Origin of the sequence: Paenibacillus spongiae (genome assembly GCF_024734895.1) — a bacterium.
In the GTDB taxonomy this organism is placed as follows: domain Bacteria; phylum Bacillota; class Bacilli; order Paenibacillales; family Paenibacillaceae; genus Paenibacillus_Z; species Paenibacillus_Z spongiae.
Genome location: NZ_CP091430.1, coordinates 4,807,643 through 4,832,932 on the forward strand (window position 1 = coordinate 4,807,643; position 25,290 = coordinate 4,832,932).

The 25,290-nt window shown below is 52.4% G+C and carries 23 protein-coding genes; 2 read left to right on the forward strand and 21 right to left on the reverse strand.

Annotation, left to right across the window (positions count from 1 at the left end; all coding sequences use genetic code 11):
- Window positions 1–55: 55 nt before the first annotated feature.
- The 10 genes from L1F29_RS21810 to cymR form a co-directional block, all read right to left on the reverse strand.
- Window positions 56–355 carry a DUF1292 domain-containing protein gene (locus tag L1F29_RS21810; protein WP_258384151.1) on the reverse strand — a complete coding sequence of 100 codons (300 nt, stop codon included), beginning with the start codon at window positions 353–355 and terminating at the stop codon, window positions 56–58.
- A gap of 29 nt (window positions 356–384) precedes the next feature.
- The gene (locus L1F29_RS21815) at window positions 385–687 is read right to left on the reverse strand and encodes a DUF1292 domain-containing protein (RefSeq protein ID WP_258384152.1); all 303 of its coding nucleotides are present in this window, start codon (window positions 685–687) and stop codon (window positions 385–387) included.
- An 8-nt stretch (window positions 688–695) separates the two neighbouring features.
- Window positions 696–1,112 carry a Holliday junction resolvase RuvX gene (gene ruvX, locus L1F29_RS21820; protein WP_258389768.1) on the reverse strand — a complete coding sequence of 139 codons (417 nt, stop codon included), beginning with the start codon at window positions 1,110–1,112 and terminating at the stop codon, window positions 696–698.
- Between the two features lie 34 nt (window positions 1,113–1,146).
- Window positions 1,147–1,410, reverse strand: coding sequence for an IreB family regulatory phosphoprotein (locus tag L1F29_RS21825; protein WP_258384153.1), 264 nt, complete (start codon window positions 1,408–1,410; stop codon window positions 1,147–1,149).
- A gap of 49 nt (window positions 1,411–1,459) precedes the next feature.
- Complete coding sequence (alaS, locus tag L1F29_RS21830; RefSeq protein WP_258384154.1) at window positions 1,460–4,096, reverse strand: alanine--tRNA ligase; 2,637 nt, start codon at window positions 4,094–4,096, stop codon at window positions 1,460–1,462.
- A 405-nt stretch (window positions 4,097–4,501) separates the two neighbouring features.
- A complete protein-coding gene (locus tag L1F29_RS21835) occupies window positions 4,502–5,572 on the reverse strand; it encodes an AI-2E family transporter (protein ID WP_258384155.1) in 1,071 nt (356 codons plus the stop codon).
- Window positions 5,573–5,777: 205 nt separating this feature from the next.
- Complete coding sequence (locus L1F29_RS21840) at window positions 5,778–5,972, reverse strand: YrzR-like zinc ribbon domain (RefSeq protein ID WP_204818876.1); 195 nt, start codon at window positions 5,970–5,972, stop codon at window positions 5,778–5,780.
- Window positions 5,969–6,520 (reverse strand): PRC-barrel domain-containing protein, encoded by a 552-nt coding sequence (locus L1F29_RS21845; protein WP_258384156.1) that lies wholly within the window; start codon window positions 6,518–6,520, stop codon window positions 5,969–5,971. The genes L1F29_RS21840 and L1F29_RS21845 overlap by 4 nt, the downstream gene beginning before the upstream one ends.
- A 24-nt stretch (window positions 6,521–6,544) precedes the next feature.
- Window positions 6,545–7,693 carry a cysteine desulfurase family protein gene (locus tag L1F29_RS21850; protein ID WP_258384157.1) on the reverse strand — a complete coding sequence of 383 codons (1,149 nt, stop codon included), beginning with the start codon at window positions 7,691–7,693 and terminating at the stop codon, window positions 6,545–6,547.
- Between the two features lie 14 nt (window positions 7,694–7,707).
- Window positions 7,708–8,127 carry a cysteine metabolism transcriptional regulator CymR gene (gene cymR / locus L1F29_RS21855; RefSeq protein WP_258384158.1) on the reverse strand — a complete coding sequence of 140 codons (420 nt, stop codon included), beginning with the start codon at window positions 8,125–8,127 and terminating at the stop codon, window positions 7,708–7,710.
- A 275-nt stretch (window positions 8,128–8,402) separates the two neighbouring features.
- Here cymR and mnmA point away from each other — a divergent pair, with 275 nt between their 5' ends.
- Entirely contained in the window at window positions 8,403–9,509 is a 1,107-nt protein-coding gene (gene mnmA, locus L1F29_RS21860; RefSeq protein ID WP_258384159.1) for a tRNA 2-thiouridine(34) synthase MnmA, read from the forward strand.
- 128 nt (window positions 9,510–9,637) lie between these two features.
- Here mnmA and L1F29_RS21865 read toward each other — a convergent pair whose 3' ends face one another.
- The 3 genes from L1F29_RS21865 to L1F29_RS21875 form a co-directional block, all read right to left on the reverse strand.
- The gene (locus tag L1F29_RS21865; protein ID WP_258384160.1) at window positions 9,638–10,990 is read right to left on the reverse strand and encodes a hemolysin family protein; all 1,353 of its coding nucleotides are present in this window, start codon (window positions 10,988–10,990) and stop codon (window positions 9,638–9,640) included.
- A 244-nt stretch (window positions 10,991–11,234) separates the two neighbouring features.
- Window positions 11,235–12,545, reverse strand: coding sequence for a replication-associated recombination protein A (locus L1F29_RS21870; protein ID WP_258384161.1), 1,311 nt, complete (start codon window positions 12,543–12,545; stop codon window positions 11,235–11,237).
- Window positions 12,546–12,717: 172 nt separating this feature from the next.
- Window positions 12,718–13,407, reverse strand: coding sequence for a Crp/Fnr family transcriptional regulator (locus L1F29_RS21875; protein ID WP_258384162.1), 690 nt, complete (start codon window positions 13,405–13,407; stop codon window positions 12,718–12,720).
- A 79-nt stretch (window positions 13,408–13,486) separates the two neighbouring features.
- On the opposite strand from L1F29_RS21875, the gene L1F29_RS21880 reads away from it, so the two are divergent.
- On the forward strand, window positions 13,487–14,272 hold the full coding sequence (locus L1F29_RS21880; RefSeq protein ID WP_258384163.1) for an HAD-IIB family hydrolase: 786 nt from the start codon (window positions 13,487–13,489) through the stop codon (window positions 14,270–14,272).
- A 131-nt stretch (window positions 14,273–14,403) separates the two neighbouring features.
- Here L1F29_RS21880 and L1F29_RS21885 read toward each other — a convergent pair whose 3' ends face one another.
- The 8 genes from L1F29_RS21885 to recJ form a co-directional block, all read right to left on the reverse strand.
- Window positions 14,404–15,156 carry a tRNA threonylcarbamoyladenosine dehydratase gene (locus L1F29_RS21885; RefSeq protein WP_258384164.1) on the reverse strand — a complete coding sequence of 251 codons (753 nt, stop codon included), beginning with the start codon at window positions 15,154–15,156 and terminating at the stop codon, window positions 14,404–14,406.
- A 168-nt stretch (window positions 15,157–15,324) separates the two neighbouring features.
- Entirely contained in the window at window positions 15,325–17,136 is a 1,812-nt protein-coding gene (gene aspS, locus L1F29_RS21890; RefSeq protein WP_258384165.1) for an aspartate--tRNA ligase, read from the reverse strand.
- Between the two features lie 38 nt (window positions 17,137–17,174).
- Window positions 17,175–18,422, reverse strand: coding sequence for a histidine--tRNA ligase (hisS, locus tag L1F29_RS21895; RefSeq protein WP_258384166.1), 1,248 nt, complete (start codon window positions 18,420–18,422; stop codon window positions 17,175–17,177).
- A 666-nt stretch (window positions 18,423–19,088) separates the two neighbouring features.
- Window positions 19,089–19,259, reverse strand: coding sequence for a hypothetical protein (locus tag L1F29_RS21900; RefSeq protein ID WP_258384167.1), 171 nt, complete (start codon window positions 19,257–19,259; stop codon window positions 19,089–19,091).
- 137 nt (window positions 19,260–19,396) lie between these two features.
- Window positions 19,397–19,840 carry a D-aminoacyl-tRNA deacylase gene (gene dtd / locus L1F29_RS21905; RefSeq protein ID WP_258384168.1) on the reverse strand — a complete coding sequence of 148 codons (444 nt, stop codon included), beginning with the start codon at window positions 19,838–19,840 and terminating at the stop codon, window positions 19,397–19,399.
- A 29-nt stretch (window positions 19,841–19,869) separates the two neighbouring features.
- Entirely contained in the window at window positions 19,870–22,053 is a 2,184-nt protein-coding gene (locus tag L1F29_RS21910; protein WP_258384169.1) for a RelA/SpoT family protein, read from the reverse strand.
- Between the two features lie 197 nt (window positions 22,054–22,250).
- A complete protein-coding gene (locus L1F29_RS21915) occupies window positions 22,251–22,763 on the reverse strand; it encodes an adenine phosphoribosyltransferase (protein WP_258384170.1) in 513 nt (170 codons plus the stop codon).
- Complete coding sequence (gene recJ / locus L1F29_RS21920; RefSeq protein ID WP_258384171.1) at window positions 22,760–25,234, reverse strand: single-stranded-DNA-specific exonuclease RecJ; 2,475 nt, start codon at window positions 25,232–25,234, stop codon at window positions 22,760–22,762. The genes L1F29_RS21915 and recJ overlap by 4 nt, the downstream gene beginning before the upstream one ends.
- Between the last annotated feature and the right edge of the window lie 56 nt (window positions 25,235–25,290).

A 25,290-nucleotide genomic window follows, 5' to 3' on the forward strand; every position in this document is an offset into this window, starting at 1 on the left:
GAAAAAAGGGCGGTTTGCACCGCCCTCCTTCTTACTATTCATGAAACCGTGCCGTTTAAGGTCTTTCGTCGCTTATAAACAGCAGATCGTCGTAAGCTTCCGCGACTGATTCCCATTCATCTTCATCTTCGATGGATTCAAGCTCCGGCTCGGATTGGTCCGAGGTCACGATACGGAAGAAAGCCACCTCATCTTCCTTGCGCATACGTGCGGATTGCAGTCCTGCGTAGGCCCGTTCTCCAAGCTGAAACTCAGCGACGATTTGAAATGGTTCCGTGCCGCCATCTTCTCCGATTAATTCGACCTCTTGGCCGAATACATCCTGCAAGACGGTAATTCGCTGCACTGTAGACACGCAAGGCGCCCCTTTCATTTCCGCAGTAATCAGTCTTTCTCCTCGTCAATTTCGCCGAGAAGCGTATTGAACGTCTCTTCGACCATATTCCATTCTTCCTCGTCTTCGATCGTATAAAGCTTCAGGTCGTCTCCGTCCTCTTCATAACGGAAAGCATAGACCTCATCGGCTTCATCGTCCTCGGATTCCGAAAGCGGAACGACCATCATATATTTCTGATCGGAACCGTCTACCTCAAACTTCATGACTACCTCGAACTCTTCCTCATTGCCGTCCTCATCCGGAATATAGATGATTTCCGGCTCTTCGTATTGCATGTCGTCCTTTGTCATCGTTACCCTCACCTTTTCGTTTTAGAATCGAGATAATTTTGCAAAATGAGCGTTGCCGCCATTTTGTCCACGACCTGCTTTCGCTTCTTACGGCTGACATCTGCCTCCAGCAAGGTACGCTCTGCGGCTACCGTTGTCAGTCGTTCATCCCAAAGGTGAACGGGTACATTTAGCTTTTGCTGCAAATCTTGTGCGAATGCGATGCAAATTTCGCCACGCGGACCGATGGTACCATTCATGTTCTTCGGTAATCCGACCACGATCTCGCTTACTTCATGTTCTTGTAACAGCTTTGCGAAGGTTTCCATCTCGCTGCCATCGCGCCGCTTCTCGACGATGCCGACACCTTGTGCCGTCCAGCCGAAGGCATCACTGACGGCAACGCCGATTCTGCGGTCGCCGTAGTCCAGCCCCATGACGCGCATACGTGTTTTCGGCCCCATTTCTTTACTGCTTCAATTATTGGCGGTGCTGACTCAAATAGGACCGAACGAGCTCTTCAATCAGCTCGTCACGCTCTTTTCTGCGAATTAAACTTCTGGCATTGTTATGCCGCGGAATGTATGCGGGGTCTCCGGACAGCAAATAACCGACGATCTGGTTGATCGGATTGTAGTCCTTCTCCTGCAATGCGTCGTATACCGAGAGAATAATCTCTTTCGAAGAAGTTTCAAGCCCTTCCGCCTTTACGTCGAATTTCATCGTCTTGTCCATGGAACTCATCGCCAGCACCTCACTTTCCAAGCCGCTTAACAGCCCATTAATATTCTTATCATATCACATTTGCCTGGGTTAGAACCAGTTCTTCCGCAATTCTCAGCGCTTCATCCAATTTTGACGGATCTTTACCGCCCGCTTGCGCCATATCGGGGCGTCCGCCACCGCCTCCGCCGCAAACCGCCGCTGCTTCCTTGACGATTTTGCCTGCATTAAAGCCTTGCTTCACAAGCGCCTGTGACACAGACGCAACCAAATTCACTTTATCCTCAGCAGGCGCGCCAAGGATGATGACCGCTTCAGGGAGCTTCGTCTTCAGCTCGTCGACAATGCCGCGCAGCGCATCCATAGTCGGCGCGCTAACACGTGCTGCCAATACCGTAACGCCGCCTGCAGTCTTCGCCTTCGTTTCCAGCGAGCCCGCCTCGATCCGGCTCAACTTGCTTTGCAAGGAATCGTTCTCTCGGCTCAGCTCCTTGGTCTGGGCGAACAAGGCCTCGATCCGTTTCGGCACATCGGCTGTGTTCGACTTCAGCATGCCCGCAGCCTGCTTAAGCAGATCCAGCTGGCTCTCCACATACTCGTAAGCGCCCCGCCCTGTTACAGCTTCGATACGGCGAACACCCGAACCGATTCCGCTCTCGCCGATCAGCTTGAATAATCCGATTTGAGCCGTATTGGCTACATGGCAGCCGCCGCACAGCTCCAAGCTGTACTCGCCGATACGGACGACGCGCACCACATCGCCATACTTCTCTCCGAAGAGCGCCATCGCCCCCATCTCTTTCGCTTCGGCCAGCGACTTGTAATCGATCTGAAGCGGCGTACCGAGCCAAATTTGCTCGTTCACGCGGCGTTCGATGTCAGCGAGCTCTTCCGGCGTAATGCTGCCAAAGTGCGAGAAGTCAAACCGCAGACGGTCCGGCTCGACCAGTGAGCCCGCCTGGTTGACATGCTCCCCAAGGACATCTTTCAATGCGCGGTGGAGCAGATGCGTTGCGGTGTGGTTCTTAATAATCGCTTCGCGCGTCTCGGCAAGAACCGCAGCGCGCACGCTGTCCCCGGTACGGACGATTCCGCTGGATACGACAGCATGATGGACCGGCTGGCCATGCGGCGCTTTCGTAACATCCTCGACCGTTAAGGTGAATCCATTGCCCGAGATCGTACCGCGGTCGCCGATTTGTCCGCCGCTCTCCGCGTAGAATGGCGTCCGGTCAAGCATCACTAGAACGCGGCTGCCTGCTTCTGCAGACTCCACCAAGTCGGACCCATTGACGATCGCCAATACCTTGGCATCTTCATTGACGAGTTCTTGATAACCGATAAACTCCGAATTCTCCGTCAGCTCGGACAGCGCCCCGCCTTGTACATTCATGCTGCCCGTATCCTGCCGAGCGGCGCGCGCACGTTCGCGCTGCTCTTCCATAGCGGCATCGAAGCCTGCACGGTCAACGGTCATTCCCTGCTCGGTCGCATAGTCTTCCGTTAAGTCGAACGGGAAGCCGTACGTGTCATACAGCTTGAATGCATCCTGCCCGTTAATTTCGCGAATGCCCGCAGTCTCGGCGGCCTTTACCAGCTCGGACAACAACGATAGCCCGTCGGACAGCGTCTCATGGAAACGCTCCTCTTCCGAAAGGATAACCTTCTCGATAAACTCGCGCTTGTCGACAACCTCGGAATAGTAAACCCCCATAATGCTGCCTACGACCTGTACCAGTTCATTGAGGAACGGACGGTCCACGCCAAGCGTCTTGCCATAACGGACTGCGCGGCGGAGCAGCCTGCGGATGACGTAGCCCCGTCCTTCGTTCGAAGGCAGAACGCCGTCTCCAACTGCGAATGCAACCGTTCGGATATGGTCGGCAATGACTTTCAAAGCAACGTCGTGGTCCGGGTTCTCTTGATAGCGAACGCCGGCAATCTCGCAGGTCCGGTCAATGATCGGACGGAACAGGTCGGTATCGAAGTTGGACGGCACATCCTGCAGGATCGATGCGAACCGCTCCAGTCCTGCGCCTGTATCGATATTTTTATTCGGAAGCGGCGTATAGCTGCCGTCTTTATTATGATTGAATTGCGAGAACACGAGATTCCATACTTCCAGAAACCGCTCGTTCTCGCCGCCCGGCCAGCATTCGGGATCGGACAGATCGCCATACTTGTCGCCCCGGTCATAGAAGATCTCTGTACACGGTCCGCACGGGCCTTCGCCGATATCCCAGAAGTTCTCATCGAGCTTGTAGATTCGCTCGGCAGGCAATCCGATGACTTCATTCCAATAGCGGTAGGCTTCCTCGTCCTCCGGGTATACCGTTACGGACAGACGCTCCGGATCGAAGCCGATCCATTGCGGACTTGTAAGAAACTCCCATGCCCAAGAAATCGTTTCTTCCTTGAAGTAATCGCCGATCGAGAAGTTGCCTAGCATTTCAAAGAACGTGTGGTGACGGCGCGTTTTGCCGACATTCTCGATATCATTCGTGCGGATGCACTTCTGGGAATTGACGATCCGCGGATTGTCCGGAATTACTCTTCCGTCGAAATAAGACTTCAGCGGAGCCATGCCGGCATTGATCCACAGCAGGGACGGATCATTGTGCGGTACGAGTGATGCGCTCGGTTCAACATGATGTCCTTTGCTTTCGAAGAACGCGAGCCATTTGGAACGGATTTCACTTGCCTTCATAGTTAAACGCCTCCATTGGTTTCGATACGGAATTAACGAAAGATTTTCCTTTCATTCATTCTGAATTAGAAAAACAAAAAACGCCCCTGCATATACAGGGACGAATCGATTCGCGGTACCACCCTAGTTATTGCCCAAGCGTCAGCATAACCCATCAATCGGCTGACGATATGCGGCAATCTCCTCAAGAAAGACGTTAACGGGTCCAACCGGTGAAGTTTATTCACACTCCGAAACCAGCTTTCCGCTATCCTTCGTCATTGGAATTATTCCAGCCGTTCGCGGCGCGCGCGAAGTAATTCCATCTCTGTTTGACGGGCTATAGCGTACTTTATGTTTCATCGACGATTTAGAGATATCGCAGTTCTATATTATTCATAGTATATCGGCTTGCCATGGCCACTGTCAAATGGTCTTTCGCCTGACATAATATGCGAACATATGCTGGATGATCACCTTCAAGGCCGCGAAGATCGGTACCGCCAGGATCATGCCGACAATACCCGCAATCTCGCCGCCGACAAGCAGCGCAAATATAATCGAGAGCGGATGCATATGCAGCGTACGTCCGACCACCTGCGGGGAAATAACGTTGCCTTCGAGAATTTGACAGAGCGTATTGACGACAACGACAAGCAGCATCATTTTCAGCGAGATGGTGGAGGCCATGATCAATGCCGGCGCGGCCCCGAAGAAAGGCCCCAGATACGGAATGATATTCGTTATGGCCACTACGCCGGCCAGCAGGATGGGATATGGCATGCCGATAAAAAAATAGCCGATATAGGCAAGCCCCCCCACAATGACACATACCAGAAATTGCCCGCGAATGTAACTCCCCAGCGCATTGTCGATATCTTTGAGCAGGCGAACGGCATGCTTGCGGTGCGGTCTTGGCACATACGTAAGAACCGTACGCTCGAACACATTGAAATCCTTCAAAATATAGAACGCCAGGAAGGGTATGATGAACGCGATGAATACAACGTTCAGCATCGCCCCGATATTGTTGACAAAATCGAAAATTGCCTCGGACGCTTGCTTCTCCAATTTCATCAATGACCTGTCGATGCCGCTGCGAATGCTCTCGGGCAGGAATGAGGAGTTGTTCAAATCGTTGACCAGGCTCTGCGCCCGCATCGTTAAGTCCGGCATATGGTGGTTCAGCTCCTCCAGCTGCTCCATAAACATCGGAATCACATTGAGCAGGATAACGGTAAGCGAAGCGCAGAATACGGCATAGATAAGCAGGACGGCCATTGTCCTGGGCACCTTCCGTTCCCCTAACAAACTGACGATCGGATTCAATACATAGGAGATTATCATAGCGATCAAGAATGGAGCCAGTACTGCTTTCAGAAACCCGTAAACCTGTATAATGATGGGCTTGATGAGAAGCAGTAAATAAAGAGCAATCAGCCCGAGTATGATATAGACGAGCAACATAAACAAACGGTTATTCGTGAACCGTTCCATCTCCCCCGCCTCCTCTTACACCTACCGTTCCAGGCGCAGCCCTCGGTCGCCGGATCATTTTTGTAACAGTATATGTACAAGTTGTCCGAATCATCCCCTAAGAGGCGGAAAAGTGTGCCCACGCCCGCCATGCATGCAAGGCTTCCTAGAAACCAAAAAGGCGGCCCCTCTGGGCCGCCTCCTGATTGAATCTGCCTCGTTCACATTAGTTGGCGTGAACTTGAGGCGCTTCTTCTTCAAAAAACAAATCGTCGAGCGAGCTTAATGTCCCGTCTTCCTCGACTTGAAAGACAGACATCTTATCACCGTTCACGGTTAGTTCAATGAAGCATCCCCAGCAATAAAATTGATGGGAACCAATTTTGCCGATATCCTTCGAGTTGCAATTGGGGCATCTCATGGTTCATTTCTCCCTATATCCGAATCAGAAGCGGCGACCGGCTCCGTAAGCCATTCACTGCCGGCCGGAACGATAATCGCGTTTTCTCCGAGCATGACGGTATCGGGGTCGGTTGGGACAGGCAGCCATTTGCGCCCTTCCATCACATCCGCTATGAATCCGTCTGTAAGCTCGTAACCTACTATTTGTGTACCCTGTATTTCATTAAAATAAACATCCGATACGCGGCCTAATTGCTCGCCGTCGATCGTAATCACAGGCAAATCTTTAAGGCGGACAGGCCCCGTGTGGAAGGAACGCTGAATTTCTGCGGGTTCTGCTTTACGGACAGAGGCTTCATTCATAATTAAAATCGCATCTTCCCCGCATATCAGGACATCGTTCCAGAGCACCGTTTTCATCGAGGACAAAAACCGTCTGCCAGCATCGAGGACGATGCCTCCCAGCTGCCAATGCTCGTCGAACCAAGCATCCTTCACATGTCCGACCTGCTTGCCGGCATCAACTTCCAGTACGGGAAGGCCGATCAAATGCTGAAGTTTAATCACGGTTCCGAGGAAGCCTCCTAGGCATTATTTACGAATACGGCCTAGAATCGTTTCAACTTTTTTGGCCGCTTGATCGATATCCTCCAAAGTATTCCCCAAACCGAAGCTAAATCTAACAGCCGAGTTCAACCGTTCTTGCGAAATCCCCATCGCAATCAGTACATGAGAAGGCTCAAGCGAACCGGCTGTACAAGCTGAACCGCTTGATGCGGCTATGCCTTCCACATCCAAATTCATGAGCATCGTCTCCGTATCGATTCCGATAAAGCTCATATTCACGATGTGCGGAAGCTGCATCTTCGGATGGCCGTTTACGACAATCCGTCCGGCACCCATCAGCCTGTTCATTTGTTCTACCCACTTTAGACGAAGCTTGTCCAAAAAAAGTTTCTTCTCCGTCATCGAATTCTCAGAAATTTCAATCGCTTTGGCAAAGCCGGCAATACCCGCAAGATTCTCGGTGCCTGCACGCCTCTTCCGTTCTTGGGAGCCGCCGTGAAGCAGCGGCTCGAACGGTATCTGGCGGGAAACATACAAAGCACCAACGCCTTGCGGGCCATTCAGCTTATGCGCGGAGAAGCTCATCAGATCGACCGGCAATTGTTTCAAATCGATTGGAATGGATCCCAATGCCTGAACGGCATCGACATGAAAGAGGATCCCGTGCCGGTGGGCGATTTCTCCAATCTCGGCAATCGGCTGAATCGTACCGGTCTCATTGTTGGCATACATAATGCTGATCAGACCGGTGTCCGGTTCTATGGCCGCTTCTACATCGCCAGGCGATACGATTCCGTATTCGTCGACGGGCAGTACAGTCAATCGAAAGCCTTCATTCATTAAAGCTGTGCAAGTATGCAATACCGCGTGATGCTCGGCGGCTGATGTTATGATATGGGTCTTCCCCCGCTTGCTCATTGCTTTGGCTGTGCCAACAAGTGCGGTATTATCGCTTTCCGTTCCTCCGGAGGTAAAGATAAGCTCTGAGGACATGCAGCCGATCCGATTGGCGATCGAATCGCGCGACTGATTCAATAATTGGCGAGCCGAGCGGCCGTAACTGTGCAGGCTGGAAGCATTACCGGATACGGTGGTGTATACTTCCAGCATCGTCTGTGCCACTTCGGGATGTATCGGGGTTGATGCGGCATGGTCGAAATAATAACGTACCATCTCTATTCCGCCCTTTAAATGTAGAACATGTAGGAGTCGGGCTTGCCTTCGTCCTTATACGAAATTAAATCTGCCAGCGTCGTAGAGTCCAATACCTGCGCGATGCTATCGCGAATACGCAGCCACAAATCACGCTTGGCAGGATCGTCTTCCTCGGTGAAATCTACTGGCGAAATCGGCCCTTCCAGAATCCGGATCACGTCGCCGGCTGTAATGGTTTCCGGCTCGCGAGATAGAATATAACCGCCATAAGCGCCTCGGACACTCTTAACAAGCCCCGTGTTGCGCAGCGGTGCGATCAATTGCTCCAAGTAATGCTCCGATAGTCCATTGCGTTCGGCAATGCTCTTGAGCGAAGTCGGACCTTCGCCGAACTTGGTGGACAGCTCCATCATTATCGTTAATCCATATCGCCCTTTGGTCGATATCTTCAACTAAAGCACCTCTTCTCTGAAAAGCATACATTTGATTATAACAAGGTTGAAGTTATGCCCTCAGGCAGTCAACTCATTAATCATGGTATTCCCATATCACTTACATGTTAACATATTCAAGCGTCGTTTGGTTAAAAAAGCTTGACATCTTCATGAAAAAGTTGTTCTATCTATGCTACAATAAAGAAACTTGCGGATACGCGAGGTTTCCGGGCCATCCTTAACGGCCTGCCAGATTTGCGATTCCGTTATGATACAAGGTGGTGTATAGGCTAATGGGCACGACAAACGCTTCAACCCGTATCGTCGTCGGCATGTCCGGCGGCGTCGATTCCTCCGTCACGGCTCTATTATTGAAGCAGCAGGGCTATGACGTGATCGGCATTTTCATGAAGAACTGGGATGATACCGATGAATTCGGCCGGTGTACGGCGGAAGATGACGCAGAGGACGTTCGACGCGTCTGCGATCAGATCGGCATCCCCTACTATACGGTTAATTTCGAGCAAGCGTATTACGACAAGGTATTCGCCTACTTCCTGGACGAATACCGCCGGGGCAGAACGCCGAATCCGGACGTCATGTGCAACCGGGAAATTAAATTTGGGGATTTCCTCAAGAAGGCGCTGGATCTAGGGGCGGATTACCTGGCGACCGGGCACTATGCCCGTGTCGAGCGTATGGCTGACGGAACGACGAAGCTGCTGCGCGGCGTCGACAGCAATAAGGACCAGACCTATTTCCTTCATGCGCTTAATCAAGACCAGCTCGGCAAGGCGATGTTCCCGATCGGGCATTTGCCCAAGCCGGAAGTGCGCAGGCTCGCCGACGAAGCCGGTCTGGCGACAGCGAAGAAGAAAGACAGCACCGGCGTCTGCTTCATTGGGGAGCGTAATTTCAAGACCTTCCTAAGCGGTTATTTGCCCGCGCAGCCTGGTCCTATGATTGATATCGCAACCGGAGAGACGAAGGGACGCCATGACGGGCTCATGTACTATACGCTCGGTCAGCGGCAAGGGCTCGGTATCGGCGGCTCGGGTACAGGCGAGCCATGGTTCGTCGCCTCCAAAGACTTGAAGGAGAATGTGCTGTATGTCGTGCAGGGCGATCAGCATCCCAGCTTGTACTCCAAAGGGCTAACCGCTACGGGCGTCAATTGGATTTCGCCCGTCAAACCGCAGGGAACGCTGCGCTGCACAGCCAAATTCCGGTACCGTCAGCCCGATCAAGGCGTAACCATCGCTTTCCGCGAGGACGGAACGACCGTCGATGTCATCTTCGACACGCCTCAGAAAGCCATTACGCACGGCCAAGCCGTCGTCTTCTATGCAGAAGAAGATTGCTTGGGCGGCGGAACGATCGATGCCGTTGATTTCACTTAAGAACGCGATTAACACCAAACAAGCTTCCGGCCTTATTGGCAGGAAGCTTGTTTTTGGTTGGCTGAGCCACACAATAAAACAAGCACACCGACTTGGTGTGCTTGTAGAAGAATTGGTATTTATACGGCCTATCCTGTTTCCGCGTGAATCTCCGGTTCGGGTTCCACCGGCTGATGGTCCAGTTTGCGAATTAATATTCGGGAGATCCGCAGATGATCCGTTTCCTCAATAATAAATTCGAAGCCGTCGGGATGTGCAACCCGCTGATTCTGCGATGGCGGAATTTCGATTTGCGAATACAGCCAACCGCCGATCGTATCGTAGTCGTCCGTCTCGATCTCAAGCCCGAAGTAGCTGTTCACCTCTTCGATCAGCATCATCCCGTTAACGGAATGAGTCGTCTCGTCCCGGCGTTCAACATCCGGACGCTCTTCATCGAATTCGTCTTGAATTTCGCCGACAATCTCTTCCATGATGTCTTCTAACGTTACAAGTCCGGAAGTACCGCCGTATTCATCGATCAAGATGGCGATTTGCGTCTTCTTCTTCTGCATAAGCTTGAGCAGCGTACTGATCTGCATGGACTCCGGAACCGTCGTGATCGGTCTGATCATCGCGCGGATATCCCGGACGCCCTGCGCCTCGGTCACCTTCATCATATCCTTAATGTGAACGAAGCCGATTATATTGTCCTTGTCTCCTTCGCAGATCGGATAGCGGGTATGCATTTCATTCAGCGCGATCGTCTGATTCTCTTCGAACGAAAGATTCGTATACAGGCAGTTCATCTCGGTTCGGGGAATCATGATCTCCCGGGCATTCGTCTCCGTGAAATTAAATATATTGTCGACCAATGTCAATTCCGTATTATCGATTAGCCCCGATTCGTGGCTTTCTTTCATGAGGATACGAATTTCTTCCTCCGTATGTGCCGAATCATGCTCGGAAGCCGGTTCAACACCTATTAATTTTAACAACCTGTTGGCGGTGCCGTTCAGAAACCAAATGAACGGATACATGATTTTGTAGAACATAATGAGCGGTATGGCCGTCCATAATGTAACCGATTCCGATTTGCGTATCGCAACTGTTTTCGGTGCCAATTCCCCCAGTACAATATGAAGCAATGTAATAATGGAGAAGGCGATAATGAATGCGACCGTATGAATCAGAGTTTCGCTGAAGCTCAGCTTTAGAAGCAAAGGTTCAATCGCTTTCGCGATCGCAGGCTCACCGATCCAGCCAAGACCGAGCGAGGCGAGCGTGATGCCAAGCTGACACGCGGATAAGTACGCGTCCAGATGGTTGGTCAGGTTGGCGGCAAAGCGCGCGCGTCGGTTCCCTTCCAGAACGAGCGTATCGATTCGGCTGCTTCTTACTTTCACCATGGCAAATTCGGCGGCGACGAAAAAACCGTTCAGAAACACAAGGAACAAAATCAGTAAACCATTCAAGATTATGGGTAACGGGTCACTTAACAACGATTCCCTGCCAACCAAACGCCGACAGTAACGACTTGTTCGGTGACAGGTGCACCTCCTCCAGATAAGAAAATTATAAAGAAACTTTATAATATAAGAGTAGTCGAATCTGGTCGTCCGCGTCAAACTTCGGTTTTTCAGCAGGATCGCCGTTTTTCGGTTATATTTTATGTTTATTCTAGAAAGGTCGGCCTTTATGCACCTTTTGCTGGCTCGTGCTCGCTTTTAAAGCTGAAGCTGGCTGTTATTTACCATTTCGGCGCGTTTGGTTCAATTTTATTTTTTCTTCCATCCCTTGATTTGTCGCATGATAAAATGTTTTCTTCGCCAATCTTTCCGGCAGGTAAGCTTGCTTTACATAGTGACCCGGGTAATCGTGCGGATATTGATATCCGACATGCCCCAGACGCTCCGCGCCGCTATAATGAGTATCGCGGAGATGATGAGGAACTTCAACCGCCCCCACCCTGCCGATCGTGTCCATCACATTCCCGATCGCAACGGCTGTCGCATTCGATTTCGGGCTTTCGACCGCGAATAAGATCGCCTGCGAAATATTGTATTTCGCTTCCGGCCATCCGATCTTATGGTAGGCATCCATAGCGGTGACCGCCTGTACCATCGCCTGCGGATTAGCCAGCCCGATATCCTCGCTGCATGCGACGATCAAGCGGCGAACGAACGTCATCGGATCCATTCCCAAGCTTTCGACCGCATATAGAAACCAGAATAACGCCGCATCGCTGGAGCCTCTGACACTCTTGTGAAAAGCCGATAATACATCGTATTGCGTAGATTCGTCAGCCCGGATGGTCGGTTTGCGGATGGACTCCTCGGCCACCTCAAGCGTTACATGAACGGAGCCGTCCGGCTGCGACGGCGTCGTCACGGCCGCCAGCTCAATGGCATTCAATGCGCGGCGAATATCGCCGCCAGCCATATTGGCGATATGCCCCAATGCCGCATCATCCACCTGCAGCTCCATGAAGCCGAGTCCCCGCTCCTTGTCCGCGATCGCTCTTCTCATGGCTTCAAGCGCATCCTCGCGGGTTAGCGAATGGAGCTCGAACAGCGTTGAGCGCGACAGCAGCGCCCCGTTAACGTAATGGAACGGGTTCTCCGTCGTTGCGCCGATGAAAATAATCGTTCCCTGCTCAACCGCCGGTAGCAGCGCATCCTGACGGGAGCTGTTGAACCGATGAACCTCATCGAGAAACAGAATCGTCTTCCGGCCGTACATCGATTTATTCAACCGCGCCTGGTCGATTACCTCGCGGACATCCTTGACCGTCGCGTCAACAGCGTTAAGCTTGACGAACTCGCCCTGCGTCCTTTGGGAGATGATATGAGCGAGCGTCGTCTTTCCGCAGCCTGGAGGGCCATATAGCAAGATTGACGATACTTGATCCGCCTCAATCGCTCTTCTTAGCAGCTTCCCGGGACCGACGATATGCGATTGGCCGATATACTCTTGTATAGTGACCGGCCTCATCCGATCCGCCAGCAGCTTTGCACGGGGCTGCTTTTCTTCGTCTTGATAGGAGAAAAGATCCATTTATTCCACACGACCTTTTATATTTTTCGAATGAAAACATCTATGAATATAGTCATCATATCATACCGGCACAAATGTTCGCCAGCCAAGCACCCCTCTATCCAAGTCAGGAAGCCTTCCATCACAATTTAGCCGGCTAATCAGGCACTTCTCCTAGAGTATTTCACTCCGTTTACTCATACCTCAATCCGCTGGAAAGCTCATCCAATCGCTCCCAGTCGTTGACGTGTAAATGTTTCTTCGCTTTGCTGATTATTTTCCGTTCGGACAGCTTCCGGATCACCCGGTTCAGATGCCGCGGAGTCGTCCCGATCAAGGAAGCGATCTCCGGTATGTGCGAAGTCTGAAGTTCTTTGCCGAACTCATTTTGAAGCCGTATCGTTAATAAATAGCTCGCGAGCCGCTCCTCTACAGAAGCGAGCAAGTTAATTCTTGACGCCGTCGTACACGTTTGGAGCTTATAAGACAGATGCTTTAACAGCATGTTCAAAAATTTGCTGTCCTGCATAAGCACGCTTTCAACGGTGCGATGATCGATAAATAGAAAGCTCGCAGGTTGAACGGCTTCGACCTGCGACTGAATAACTACTTTCTGTATCAGCTCGATATCCCCAAAGACCGATAACGGATGGCAATAGCGCAGAAGCAGTGATTTTCCGGTGCTTACACTGGAGGATACTCTGGTCTGTCCTTCCACCTGGAAATAAAGGCCGTCCAGCTCATCGCCTTCCTTAAGCACGAGCTCGTTCCTTTCATAGGTGCGGAGTTGAAGGGTGATCGCTTCCGATTCGGCGAAGATTTCATCGAGATTAAACTGCGAGATGTATGGCTGTATACGACTATGCTCAACAATCGATTTCATCATTTACTCCTTTTTGGGACATCTGTCCTTTTTATTATACAAGAAGCTGTTATGCTAAGAAAAAACGAGGGGGGGCTTCATGATGATTTTTGTTTACGATTTGGACGGGACCATATGCTTCAAAGGTAAGCCGCTTAGTGATCCGATGGTACGGGTCTTGGACTCTGTTAAGGAAAACGGTCATGAAATCGTCTTCGCTTCCGCCAGACCGATCCGTGATCTGCTGCCCGTGCTGCCTGCACACATGCGCCATGCTCCGATGGTTGGCGGGAATGGCGCTTTTATCAAAGCTGACGGTCTGAATATCTCGACGGTTCATTTCGAGCAGCCTATAGCTGAGGAAATCATTCGGTTAATCAAAACATACGAAGCCGATTATTTAATTGACAGCGCTTGGGACTATGCCTTCTCGGGCAATAATGACCATCCGATACGCCGCAATGTAGATCCGGAGCAAAGAGCGAGAAACATCCGGCTGGAAGAATTGAATGAGATTGTGAAAGTGGTCATCCTGCGGAGTCTTAACGCACAGCTAATGGCAGAGGAGCTTGGCAACTTACCGGTTGTCACATATATGCACGGAACCGAGGCTATTATCGACATCAGTCCGGTAGGCGTTGACAAATGGACGGGCCTCAAGGCGCTTGGGATAAAACCATATGAATATATCGCGTTCGGCAATGATGCGAATGATGTGCCCATGTTCAGACATGCCAAGCGTTCCATTTGCGTCGGAACCCATTCAGATCTCATGCAGCTTACCCTTGAGAGCGTCAAAAGCGACGAAGAACAAGTCATTCATAAAATCCTTGAAGTCGTTGAGGAATTGGATAAAGATAACGTATCGGCAAGTATTTCAGTATAGTCGAACCAGGAAGAAAGTTCGGTAAAGCGCCAGCATTAAAAGCGATCTGAATAAATAAGATGCTTGCACAAAAAAACCGTTGATACGCAGCTGATGCCGCATATCAACGGTTTTGTTATAGACAGCTCGACTTACTGATCCTGGATACTCTGAAGCAAATCCCGAACGACGACACTCACCATGATCAGACCGGCGACCGGTGGCACGAATGCATTGCTTGCCGGCGGCTGCTGGGCTTTGCGAATCTCCGGCGCATTCTCGGGCACGATGCGCTGTGTGACATCCTCACGGGGTTTCTGAGGCTCCTCTGTCGAGAAGACGACCTTGACCCCTTTCTTAATGCCTTCCTTGCGCAGCTTCTGGCGGACGACACGGGCAATCGGGTCCATCGAGGTTTTGGATATATCGGCGACCTGAAATTTGGTCGGATCCATCTTATTCGCTGCGCCCATGCTTGAGATGATCGGAATTTTACGCTCCAAGCATTGCTTAATGAGATGGATTTTATACGATATGGTATCTGATGCATCCACGACGTAATCGATCGGATATTCAAACAGCTTCTCGTACGTCTCTTCCGTATAGAACATACGGAGCGAAATCGCATCGCAATCGGGATTGATCAGCTTGATGCGGTCGCGCATCAGATCCGCCTTCGGCTGGCCGACCGTTGTGGTAAGCGCATGAATTTGACGGTTCACATTCGTAATATCAACGACATCTTTATCGATCAGAATGAGCCGGCCAACGCCTGTCCGTGCAAGCGCTTCGGCAGCGATGGAGCCGACGCCGCCGATACCAAGCACCGCCACGGTGCTCTGCTTCATCCGCTCCAGCCCTTCGGGTCCGATCGCCAGTTCCGTTCGGGAAAATTGGTGCAGCATAGGGTAAGAAGCCTCCTCTTTGCGGAACGTATTTATGCTGAAACTTCATTCAGAAGGCGCGTCCCTCACTGCAGATCCCTGAGGATCCGCCTTAGAACGCGCCTGCTTGAGGGAAGAACGCATTTCGCCGCCAATGACGGCGTCCTGCGCTTCTTCTCGAGTGTTTGATTAGTTTTGCGCATTACCTGCCGCAGCCGCTGCTTCTGCCTGTTTAGCAGGCTTCTGCAGCGTGCGGATGTGAAGCTGCTGAAGCTGGGACAAATCCACCTCGGAAGGCGCGTCGCAGAGCAGATCGGTCGCGCTCGCCGTTTTCGGGAATGCGATCGTCTCGCGCAGGTTCGTGCGGCCGGCAAGCAGCATGACCAAGCGGTCGAAGCCGAATGCGATGCCGCCATGCGGAGGAGTGCCGTAATCGAATGCGTCGAGCAGGAAGCCGAATTTCTCATAAGCTTCTTCTGTCGAGAAGCCAAGCGCTTTGAACATTTGCTCTTGAACATCGCGCTTGAAAATACGCATCGAACCGCCGCCAACCTCGTAACCGTTCAGAACAAGGTCGTAAGCCTGTGCGCGGATTTGACCCGGATCCGTCTCGAAGAAATGGAGATCGTCTTCGTTCGGACGGGTGAACGGGTGGTGCTCCGCAACATAACGCTTCGCATCTTCATCCCAACCAAGCAGAGGAAAATCGACAACCCAAGCAAACTTGAATTTCGACTCGTCAATCAGGCCGAGCTGCTTGCCGATCATCAGGCGCAGGTTGCCCAGCACATCGGCGACGACTTTCTTCTTGTCGGCGGAGAACAGCAGCAGGTCGCCTTCCTCAACGCCAAGACGCGCCGTCAAGGCTTCGATTTCTTCCGGCTTGAAGAATTTCACGATCGGTCCGCGCCATTCGCCTTCCTTCACCGTTACCCATGCCAATCCTTTGCCGCCATATCGAGCTGCGAATGGCTGCAGATCATCAAGCTCCTTGCGGCTCCAATTCGCGCAGCCCTTGGCATTGAGCGCCTTCACGACGCCGCCGCCTGCCGCAACCGAAGCGAATACCTTCACATCGCTGCCGGAGACGATATCGGTAATGTCCTCCATCTCCAAGCCAAAGCGAAGATCCGGCTTGTCTGAGCCGTATTTGTTCATCGCGTCCGCGTACGTAATACGCTGCAGCGGCGTTTCAATCTCCACGCCGACCGTTTCACGGAACAGCTTGACGACAAGCCCTTCCATCAGCTCGAGAAGCTGATCCTGGGAGAGGAACGATGTCTCGATGTCCACCTGCGTAAATTCCGGCTGACGGTCGGAACGAAGATCCTCGTCGCGGAAGCAGCGTGCAATTTGATAATAACGCTCCAATCCGCTGACCATGAGAAGCTGCTTGAAAATCTGCGGCGATTGCGGCAATGCGAAGAACTCGCCCGGATGAACGCGGCTTGGCACCAAATAATCGCGTGCTCCCTCCGGCGTGCTCTTGGTCAGAATCGGCGTTTCGACGTCGATGAATCCTTGCTCGTCGAGATAATCGCGGAATACTTTAGCCGCTTTCGAACGAAGCAGCAGCGTCTTCTGCATTTCCGGACGGCGAAGGTCGAGATAACGGTACTTCAGACGAATGGACTCGTCGACCTCGACGCCATCTTCAATCGGGAACGGAGGCGTCTTCGCGCCATTCATAATTTCGATCTCCGTAATGCGGACTTCGATTTCGCCTGTCGCGATGTTGGCGTTCACCGTATCTGCATCGCGTTCCACCACTTGTCCGCGGACAGCCAGAACGAATTCGTTACGAGCGCGATCCGCGATTGCCAAAGCGTCTCCCGAGAAATCAGGGTTAAAGACGATTTGGACGATACCGGTACGGTCGCGCAAATCGATAAACAAAACTCCGCCCAGATCGCGGCGGCGTTGAACCCAACCGTTCAGTATTACGGTTTGGCCGACATCCTTCTTGGTTAATTGACCGCAAGCATGCGTTTTTAACATCATGTCATTCGACTCCTCTATTTATCAATTGGATACAATCTTTACGGCTGGATTTCGGCGGCGAGCTGGTCAAGACGCACGGTACGCTGTTCTCCCGTCGCCATCTCTTTCAAGGCGATTTCGCCGCGGACAAGCTCATCATCCCCGAGAATCGCGGTATATCTCGCTTTCAGGCGGTCTGCCGATTTCATCTGCGCCTTCATCTTGCGGCCCTGGTAATCACGCTCGGCGGAAATCCCGTGCATGCGAAGCGTCTGAAGCAGCTTCGACACTTCTTTCTCGGCTGCTTCGCCAAGCGCCACCAAATACACGTCAAGGACATTCAAGTCCGGCAGCTCCGTCTCTTGACTTTCAAGCAGCATAACGGTCCGCTCCAGCCCGAGGCCAAGTCCGACGCCTGGCTGATCCGGTCCCCCGATATCCGCGACGAGGCCGTTGTAGCGTCCGCCGCCGCCGACCGTATCGATTGCGCCGATCCCTTCCGCTTTGTACTCGAACGCGGTATGCGTGTAGTAATCGAGTCCGCGGACAAGGCGCGGATTGATCGAGTAGGGGATATTCATCCCTGTCAAGTGCTGCTGAAGCGCATCGAAGTGTGTTTGGCACTCTTCGTCCAGGCTGTCCAGAATCGAGGGTGCCTCTTCAAAGTGCTTCTGATCCACTTTACAATCGAGCACCCGCAGCGGATTCCGCTCCATGCGGGATTGGCAATCCTTGCACAGCAGCTCCCGTTTAGGCGTCAGAAAGGCGAGCAGCCGTTCACGGAAAGCGGCGCGGACGGACGGCGTCCCGACGGAATTGATTTCAACCCGCACTCCCTTTAGCCCTACCTCCGTATAAAAGGTGTATCCCAAAGCGATTACTTCCGCATCGAGAGCCGGATCGACCGAGCCGAGCGCTTCGACGCCGAATTGGTGAAACTGCCGGTAACGGCCAGCTTGCTGACGTTCATAACGAAACATCGGGCCGATATAATACAATTTGGACAGATCAGGCTCGCCATACAGCTTGTTCTCGACGAACGCGCGGACGACGCCGGCCGTTCCTTCCGGGCGCAGCGTGATACTGCGGTCCCCTCTGTCCATGAAGGTATACATTTCTTTCTCGACGATGTCCGTCGTTTCGCCTACCCCGCGTTGAAACAGCTCGGTTGATTCAAAAATAGGCGTCCTGATTTCCCGAAAGTTAAATCGCCGGCAGATGTCTCTTGCTTTGCTCTCGACGAATTGCCATCTCTCTACCGAGCTAGGCAGGAAATCCTGCGTGCCCGGCGGCTTCTGAAAGCCCATCCTAACCCCTCCTTCAAAAATGATTTGGTCATTGTCCGCATGGACGACACTAGCTTACTTCCGGTCTAAATACCGGCCATCAAAAAAAGCTCCCGCCCCTGCCTAAATTTAGGCAAAAAGGGACGAGAGCTGCGCGATTGACGTAGCTACCGTGGTACCACCCACATTCCGAACCGGTGAACGACGCACGAACAAACAACGCGCCTTCAGGATTCGCTTCATTCGGTTAACGCCCGACTACGCAAACCAACTAATAAGCGCGGCGCAACAAATATGCATCCGCTTCTGTTCGCAGGTTGTCCTCCGGGAAGTCTGTTCGTTCAAGCACGCTAAGGATTCTTACAGCCAAGGAATCCCTCTCTGAGTAGGTGGAATTGAGCGACGCGGTCCCATCACAGGATCGACACAATATAACAATCATTGTAACGATGGGAATGTTTGCTGTCAAGGGGCAGAAAAAAACCTACAATCGATATTGTAGGTCCAAATAATATATATATTCAAAAAAGGGGGTCGACTATTAGTATAGGCGAACCGTGTTAAGGATAGATTGAAAACACATTACATTATGATTACAAAAAATAAAGCGTTTTCTGTGTCAGTTCTTACAACAACATTCGCCATGCAGAGCGCAGCGTTAACGGCATCCGTTCCCGCTGCGTCGTTCTACCGGCTGCCAGGCTTCTCGCGCCGGATGGATAATCCGCTAACCCCCAGCTCCGAAGAAACATCCAGGCTCGCATCCATCTCCGCGAAGATCATCGCTTCGCGTCTGTCCGATTGTATCAGTTGTCTTGCAGCCCGCTCCAATCCTTGCTCTTTGCGCGATTGATGCATGACAGGCAGCTCCTTTCACCATATGCCGCCTTAAATCTGGCGGATCAATAAGGATTATGGCTTATTGTTGCCTGCTGTTCACAATCTAACTCCCTCATGCACAAAAAACTTGCTGTAAGAGGAGGCGGTTGCTTACCTTATGACTTACTGTCGATGATCAGCGTTACCGGACCCCAGTTGACGAGCTGAACATCCATCATGGCGCCGAAACGTCCGGTCGCCACGCGAAGACCGGTATTGCGAAGCGCTTCATTGAAAGCTTCATACAGCGCTTCCGCTTGCTCCGGTCTTGCCGCAGCCATGAAATTGGGCCTCCTGCCATTTCGGCAGTCGCCGTACAGCGTGAACTGCGATACGGATAGAATCTCGCCGCCGGTCTCCTGGATCGACAGGTTCATCTTCTCGTTCTCATCTTCGAAAATCCGCAAGCCTGCGATCTTGTCGGCCATCCACTTTACATCGGCCTTCGTATCCTCATGGGTGATGCCGACAAGCAGCACTAACCCATGTTCGATTGCACCGACAATGTCACCGTTTATTGTGACTGAAGCGGCTTTGCTGCGTTGAACTACGACCTTCATTATCGCGTAACACTCCTGACATCCATACGTTATTGCATGATCCGTTGAACCGTATACACATCCTTGACTCGCTTGACCTTCTCGACCACGGATTGCAAATGATCGATATTGCGGATCAAAATGGTCATGTGTATGGTCGCTAATTTGTTCTTATCCGATCGTCCCGATACGGCCGAAATATTTGTCTTGCTCTCCGATACAGCCTGAAGCACCTCATGCAGCAAGTTGTCCCGGTTATGCCCGGTGATCTCGATATCGACGCTGTAATTGGCCTCTACCGATTCCTCCCACTCCACGTCGATGACGCGCGCGGCTTCGTCTCCTTCGTCAGCGGCAGGAATGTTCTGACAGTCCAGCCTGTGAACCGACACGCCCCGGCCGCGGGTAATGTAGCCGATAATCTCGTCGCCGGGAACCGGATTGCAGCAGCGTGCGAAACGGACCAGCAGGTTATCCACACCCTTGACCGTAACCCCATGCGAAGGACGAGGCTTCCGGTTCGCAGGCGTAGACTTGACCTCTTTCATTTCTTTGGTCAATTCAATCTGGTTCGCCTCTTCAGCCTCTCTGCGCATCTTCTCGGTCATCTTGTTCACGATTTGGGCTGCCGTAATGCCCCCGAATCCGATCGCGGACAGCATGTCCTCGATATCGTTAAACGTGAATTTAGTCGCCGCTTCCTGCAGCTTGTCATCGACCAGCCAGACGGCAGGCTCCAGCCCAATTCGCCTCAGCTCGCGCTCGAGAGCTTCGTGCCCCTTGGCAACGTTCTCCTCGCGCTTTTCTTTTTTGAACCATTGTTTGATTTTGCTGCGAGCATGCGAGGACTGGGCAACCTTAATCCAGTCCTGACTGGGTCCGTATGAATGCTTGGAAGTCAAGATCTCGACGATATCGCCTGTCTTAAGCTTGTGGTCAAGCGGCACGATACGGCCGTTCACCTTGGCCCCGATCGTCCGGTTGCCAATCTCGGTATGCACCCGGTAAGCATAATCGAGCGGTACCGAGCCGGCAGGCAGCTCGAATACTTCCCCTTTGGGGGAGAACACGAATACGAGATCGGAGAAGAAATCCATCTTCAGCGATTCGACAAACTCCGATGCGTCGCGAGCCTCGTGCTGAAGCTCGATAATCTCGCGGAATAGCGTCATCTTGTCTTCGAAATTATCGCCGGGGATGACGGCGCCTTCTTTATAAGCCCAATGCGCAGCAATCCCGTATTCGCTCGTACGATGCATGTCCCACGTTCGAATCTGCACTTCGGTCGGTTCGCCTGTCGGACCTATGACGGTCGTGTGGAGCGATTGATACATGTTCGCCTTCGGCATGGCGATATAATCTTTGAACCTTCCCGGCATGGGCTTCCACAGCGTGTGAATGATGCCGAGCGTTGCATAGCAGTCTTTAATATTGTCGACAATGATCCGAATGGCAAGCAGGTCATAAATTTCATTGAACTGTTTATTCCGTGCGGTCATTTTCTTGTAAATGCTGTAGATATGCTTCGGACGTCCCGAAATATCGCCCTGGATTCCCATTTCTTCCAGCTTCTCGGTTATTTTCTTGATGACATCCGCAATATATTGTTCGCGTTCGGCGCGTTTCTTCTTCATCAGGTTCGCAATCCGGTAGTACTGCTGCGGATTCAAATAGCGGATCGCAATATCTTCCATCTCCCATTTGATGGCCGATATCCCTAACCGGTGCGCGATCGGGCAAAAAATTTCTAACGTTTCGTACGCAATTCTGCGCTGCGCTTCCTCGGATTGGTATTTCAAGGTCCGCATATTGTGCAGCCTGTCCGCCAGCTTTATGAGAATGACGCGTATGTCCTGCGCCATAGCGACAAACATCTTGCGATAGTTTTCGTTCTGCTGCTCTTCCTTGGATCGGAACTGGATCTTCTCAAGCTTGGTCAGTCCGTCCACCAGCATGGCAACCGTCTCACCGAAGCGCGAGCGAACCTCGACAAGCGGTACTGTCGTATCCTCGACAACGTCATGCAGCAGAGCCGCAATAATTGACAACACGTCCATCTGCATATTGACGAGCACTTCCGCTACCGCGACGGGATGCAGAATATAGGGCTCGCCCGACTTGCGGACCTGTCCATGATGGGCATGCTCCGCAAACGCATAGGCCTCTTTGATGAGACTGATGTCTTGTTCCTTCAGGTAGGTAGATGCCTTTTCGAGTAACTGCTCAATGCCCATGAAACGTCCCTTTCCGACTGCTATTTCTACTATTATGCCTCCTTGGACGCCGTGGCGTCAACTATTCCGGACCAGCTGGCGCCAAGGGAACGCAATCGTGCAAAATCAGCGTTGTATCAACGACCTCCTCCAAAATAAAAAAAACGGCAACCATCGGTAATATAGCCGATTATTGCCGCCTCGATATGCTATTTATCTTAATACTTGATTAACGAGAAAACGTCGATCCCTTCCAGCTTGCTGCGTCCGTCTAAATAACCCAGCTCGATTAAGAACGCAGATCCGACTACTTCGCCGCCGAGCTGGCGGATCAGGTCGATCGTCGTTGCAATCGTACCTCCGGTAGCGAGCAAATCGTCCGCGATCAGAACACGCTGCCCCGGTTTGATGGCATCCTTATGCACGGCAAGCTTATCCTTGCCATATTCCAGCGCATAGCTGGCTTCTACAACTTCCCCGGGCAGCTTGCCGCTCTTGCGGATCGGCACGAAGCCTACCCCGAGCGATACGGCGAGCGGTGCGCCGATAATAAATCCACGCGCCTCCGGACCTGCGATCAGATCGATCTTCATGTCAGCCACCTCGCTGCGGATAGCCTCAATCGCCGCGCGGTATACCTCCCCGTTATTGATTAGCGTCGTAATATCCTTGAAACGGATCCCCGGCTGTGGAAAGTCCGGAATAACCCGGATATAGTCTTTGAAATTCATGAAACGGCAGCTCCTTCTTCTACATGAGATATCGATAATTGTTGTTGTTCCCTAATCCATTGCGCGAATGATTCAGATTCCGCGAATAGAATGCGTTCCGCTTCTGCCGCCCTCATTCCGCTGCGGTATGAAGCGGAATGAGTCAGCTCTCGCTTCTGAGGCGATGCGGCTAGGCTGAGCGAGCCCCCGTCTGTCGTCGTAAACTCCAGCTCGGCGAATACGTTCAGCATGAACGCGATCTTATTTGCCGGCCAGCCCATCATCGTGGCCAGACGTTCGTCGCTGCCCTGCATCGCCAATGGGCTTACGCGACGAAGTGTCTGGTACAATTGCGCAAATTGCTCTCGGCCGGGAAAATCCGCAGTCAATGTCGGTTCCGCTGAACGCAAGCTGTCCTTGGCTGCACCGGAAGCGCCCGGCTTTTGCATCGAAGGCCAAGAAGCCTGATTATATACGGCATATACTCTTTCAAGCGCATGGCACCGTCGAATAATGGCGCTAAGCTTGTCGGCAGAAGGAGGCCTCCCCAGCAGCAGCAGGGACTCCCATTCCCATCCTTCAGCCGAATCGAATTCTTCGTAAGTACGGACTGTCATCCCGGACGGTACCGAGGATTCGTGACGCAGGGCATCGCGCCAAGCCACATGCGGTACAACGATGACTGCCTTGTGGAAGGAGTCCTCCGAGAGCAGCTTATGCAAGCTTTGCAAGGATGAAGCATCGCCGCGGCGGTCGACAAGCTGAACATGCTCCACTTGAATGTCCTGAATCATAAACTGCGCTTTACGCTGACCGTTCCATTCATTTAATGACAGCTCGCCGACGAGCTGTATCTCCGTTCCATCGCTTATCCGGCTTAAGATCGGACCATATCCGAAGCCGATCGCATCGAGGAGCTTCCCTTGCGCGCTCAGCGACAGCTTCAGGTGTTTGCCTTCCTTGCCCATCACGCGGCGGTCCGCAACGACCGTATCGCGAAGCAGCAGCTTCGGCGCCGGATTGCCGGCACCGAACGGCTCTAGAAGCGATAGCTGCTCAATGATTTTCAGAGAGGCGTCGTCGATTCCGCAAGCCAGGTCGACGGTCGTCTTCGGCAGCCAATCCTCCGGCTTCAGCCATTCATCCGCCAGCTGTCCAAGACGCTGCTCGAATGCTTCAAGATTTTCTCTTCGGAGGCTCATGCCTGCCGCAGCCTGATGCCCCCCGTAGTGATCCAGCAGCTCGTGGCATTCGGTTAGCGCCGCATGCAGATCATAGCCCTCAATCGAGCGGGCGGAGCCTTTGCACATCCCCGTCTCGGCATCTATTCCGAGAACGAGCGTAGGCTTGTACAGCTTCTCAATAAACTTGGAGGCTACAATACCTACAACCCCTGCATTCCAGCCTTCGCCGGCCAAGACGACGACCGAAGGCTCCGGAAGCCCCATGCGGGCAGCGGTTTCGCACTTCCCCATCCATATGGTTTCGGCTTCCTTCACGATGTTGTCCACAACCTGCTGCCGCTCCCGATTCAATGTATCGAGCGCGATAGCCGAAGCCATCGCCTCTTCCTCATGAATGGACGTCAGCAGCCGGATCGCGCCATCCGCATGATCGAGCCGCCCCGCTGCATTTATCCGGGGGGCCATGCCGAATGCAATGTTCGTAGACGTAATGGCCGGCAGATCGATCCCGGCTACCTCCGCCAGCGCACGGAAGCCGTATTTGTCCGATTGCCTAAGCTGCTGCAGGCCAAGCCGAACGAGAATCCGGTTCTCATCCTGAAGAGGCATCAAGTCGGCAATCGTTCCAAGAGCGACGATGTCCGTCCATTCGACTGGAGGCTCGCCAAGAATCGCCTGCGCCAGCTTGAATGCAACACCGACGCCTGCCAGCCCTTTGAACGGGTAAGGGCAATCATGCTGCTTCGGATTAATAAGCGCAAGCGCCTCCGGCAGAACGGCGGGCGGCTCATGGTGATCGGTGACGATGACATCAATGCCGACAGACCGTGCGTAAGCGATTTGAGATACGGCGCTAATACCGGTATCCACCGTGACAATGAGCTTTACGTCCGCTTCGGAGGCGAGATCGATCGCCTTCTCATTCAATCCATAACCCTCCAGAGTACGATGGGGGATATAATAATCGAAATCCATCTCCAGCCTTCGGAAGAGGCAAATCATCAATGTCGTCGAAGAAACGCCATCGGCATCGTAATCGCCATAGATGCGAACCCGCTGCCCTTGTTCCTTTGCTTGTAAAATCCGTTCGACGGCTTCCTTCATGCCTTTCAGTTGAAACGGATTATGTAAGCGATCAATACGGCCATACAAGAAGGCTTCTGCATCGGCGGTCTGATTGAATCCCCGCTGGACAAGCAGCTTTGCCACCAGAAGCGGCAGCTTCAGCCTCTTGGCTAATACCGCTGCCTGCTGCTCCCCTTCCGGGTCGAGCGAAGCTATGATCCATTGTGTTTTGGCATGAATCAAACGGCATCCCCCTTTCTCAAGAAGACACGGCAAACGCCGTCAATGACGGCGAACCG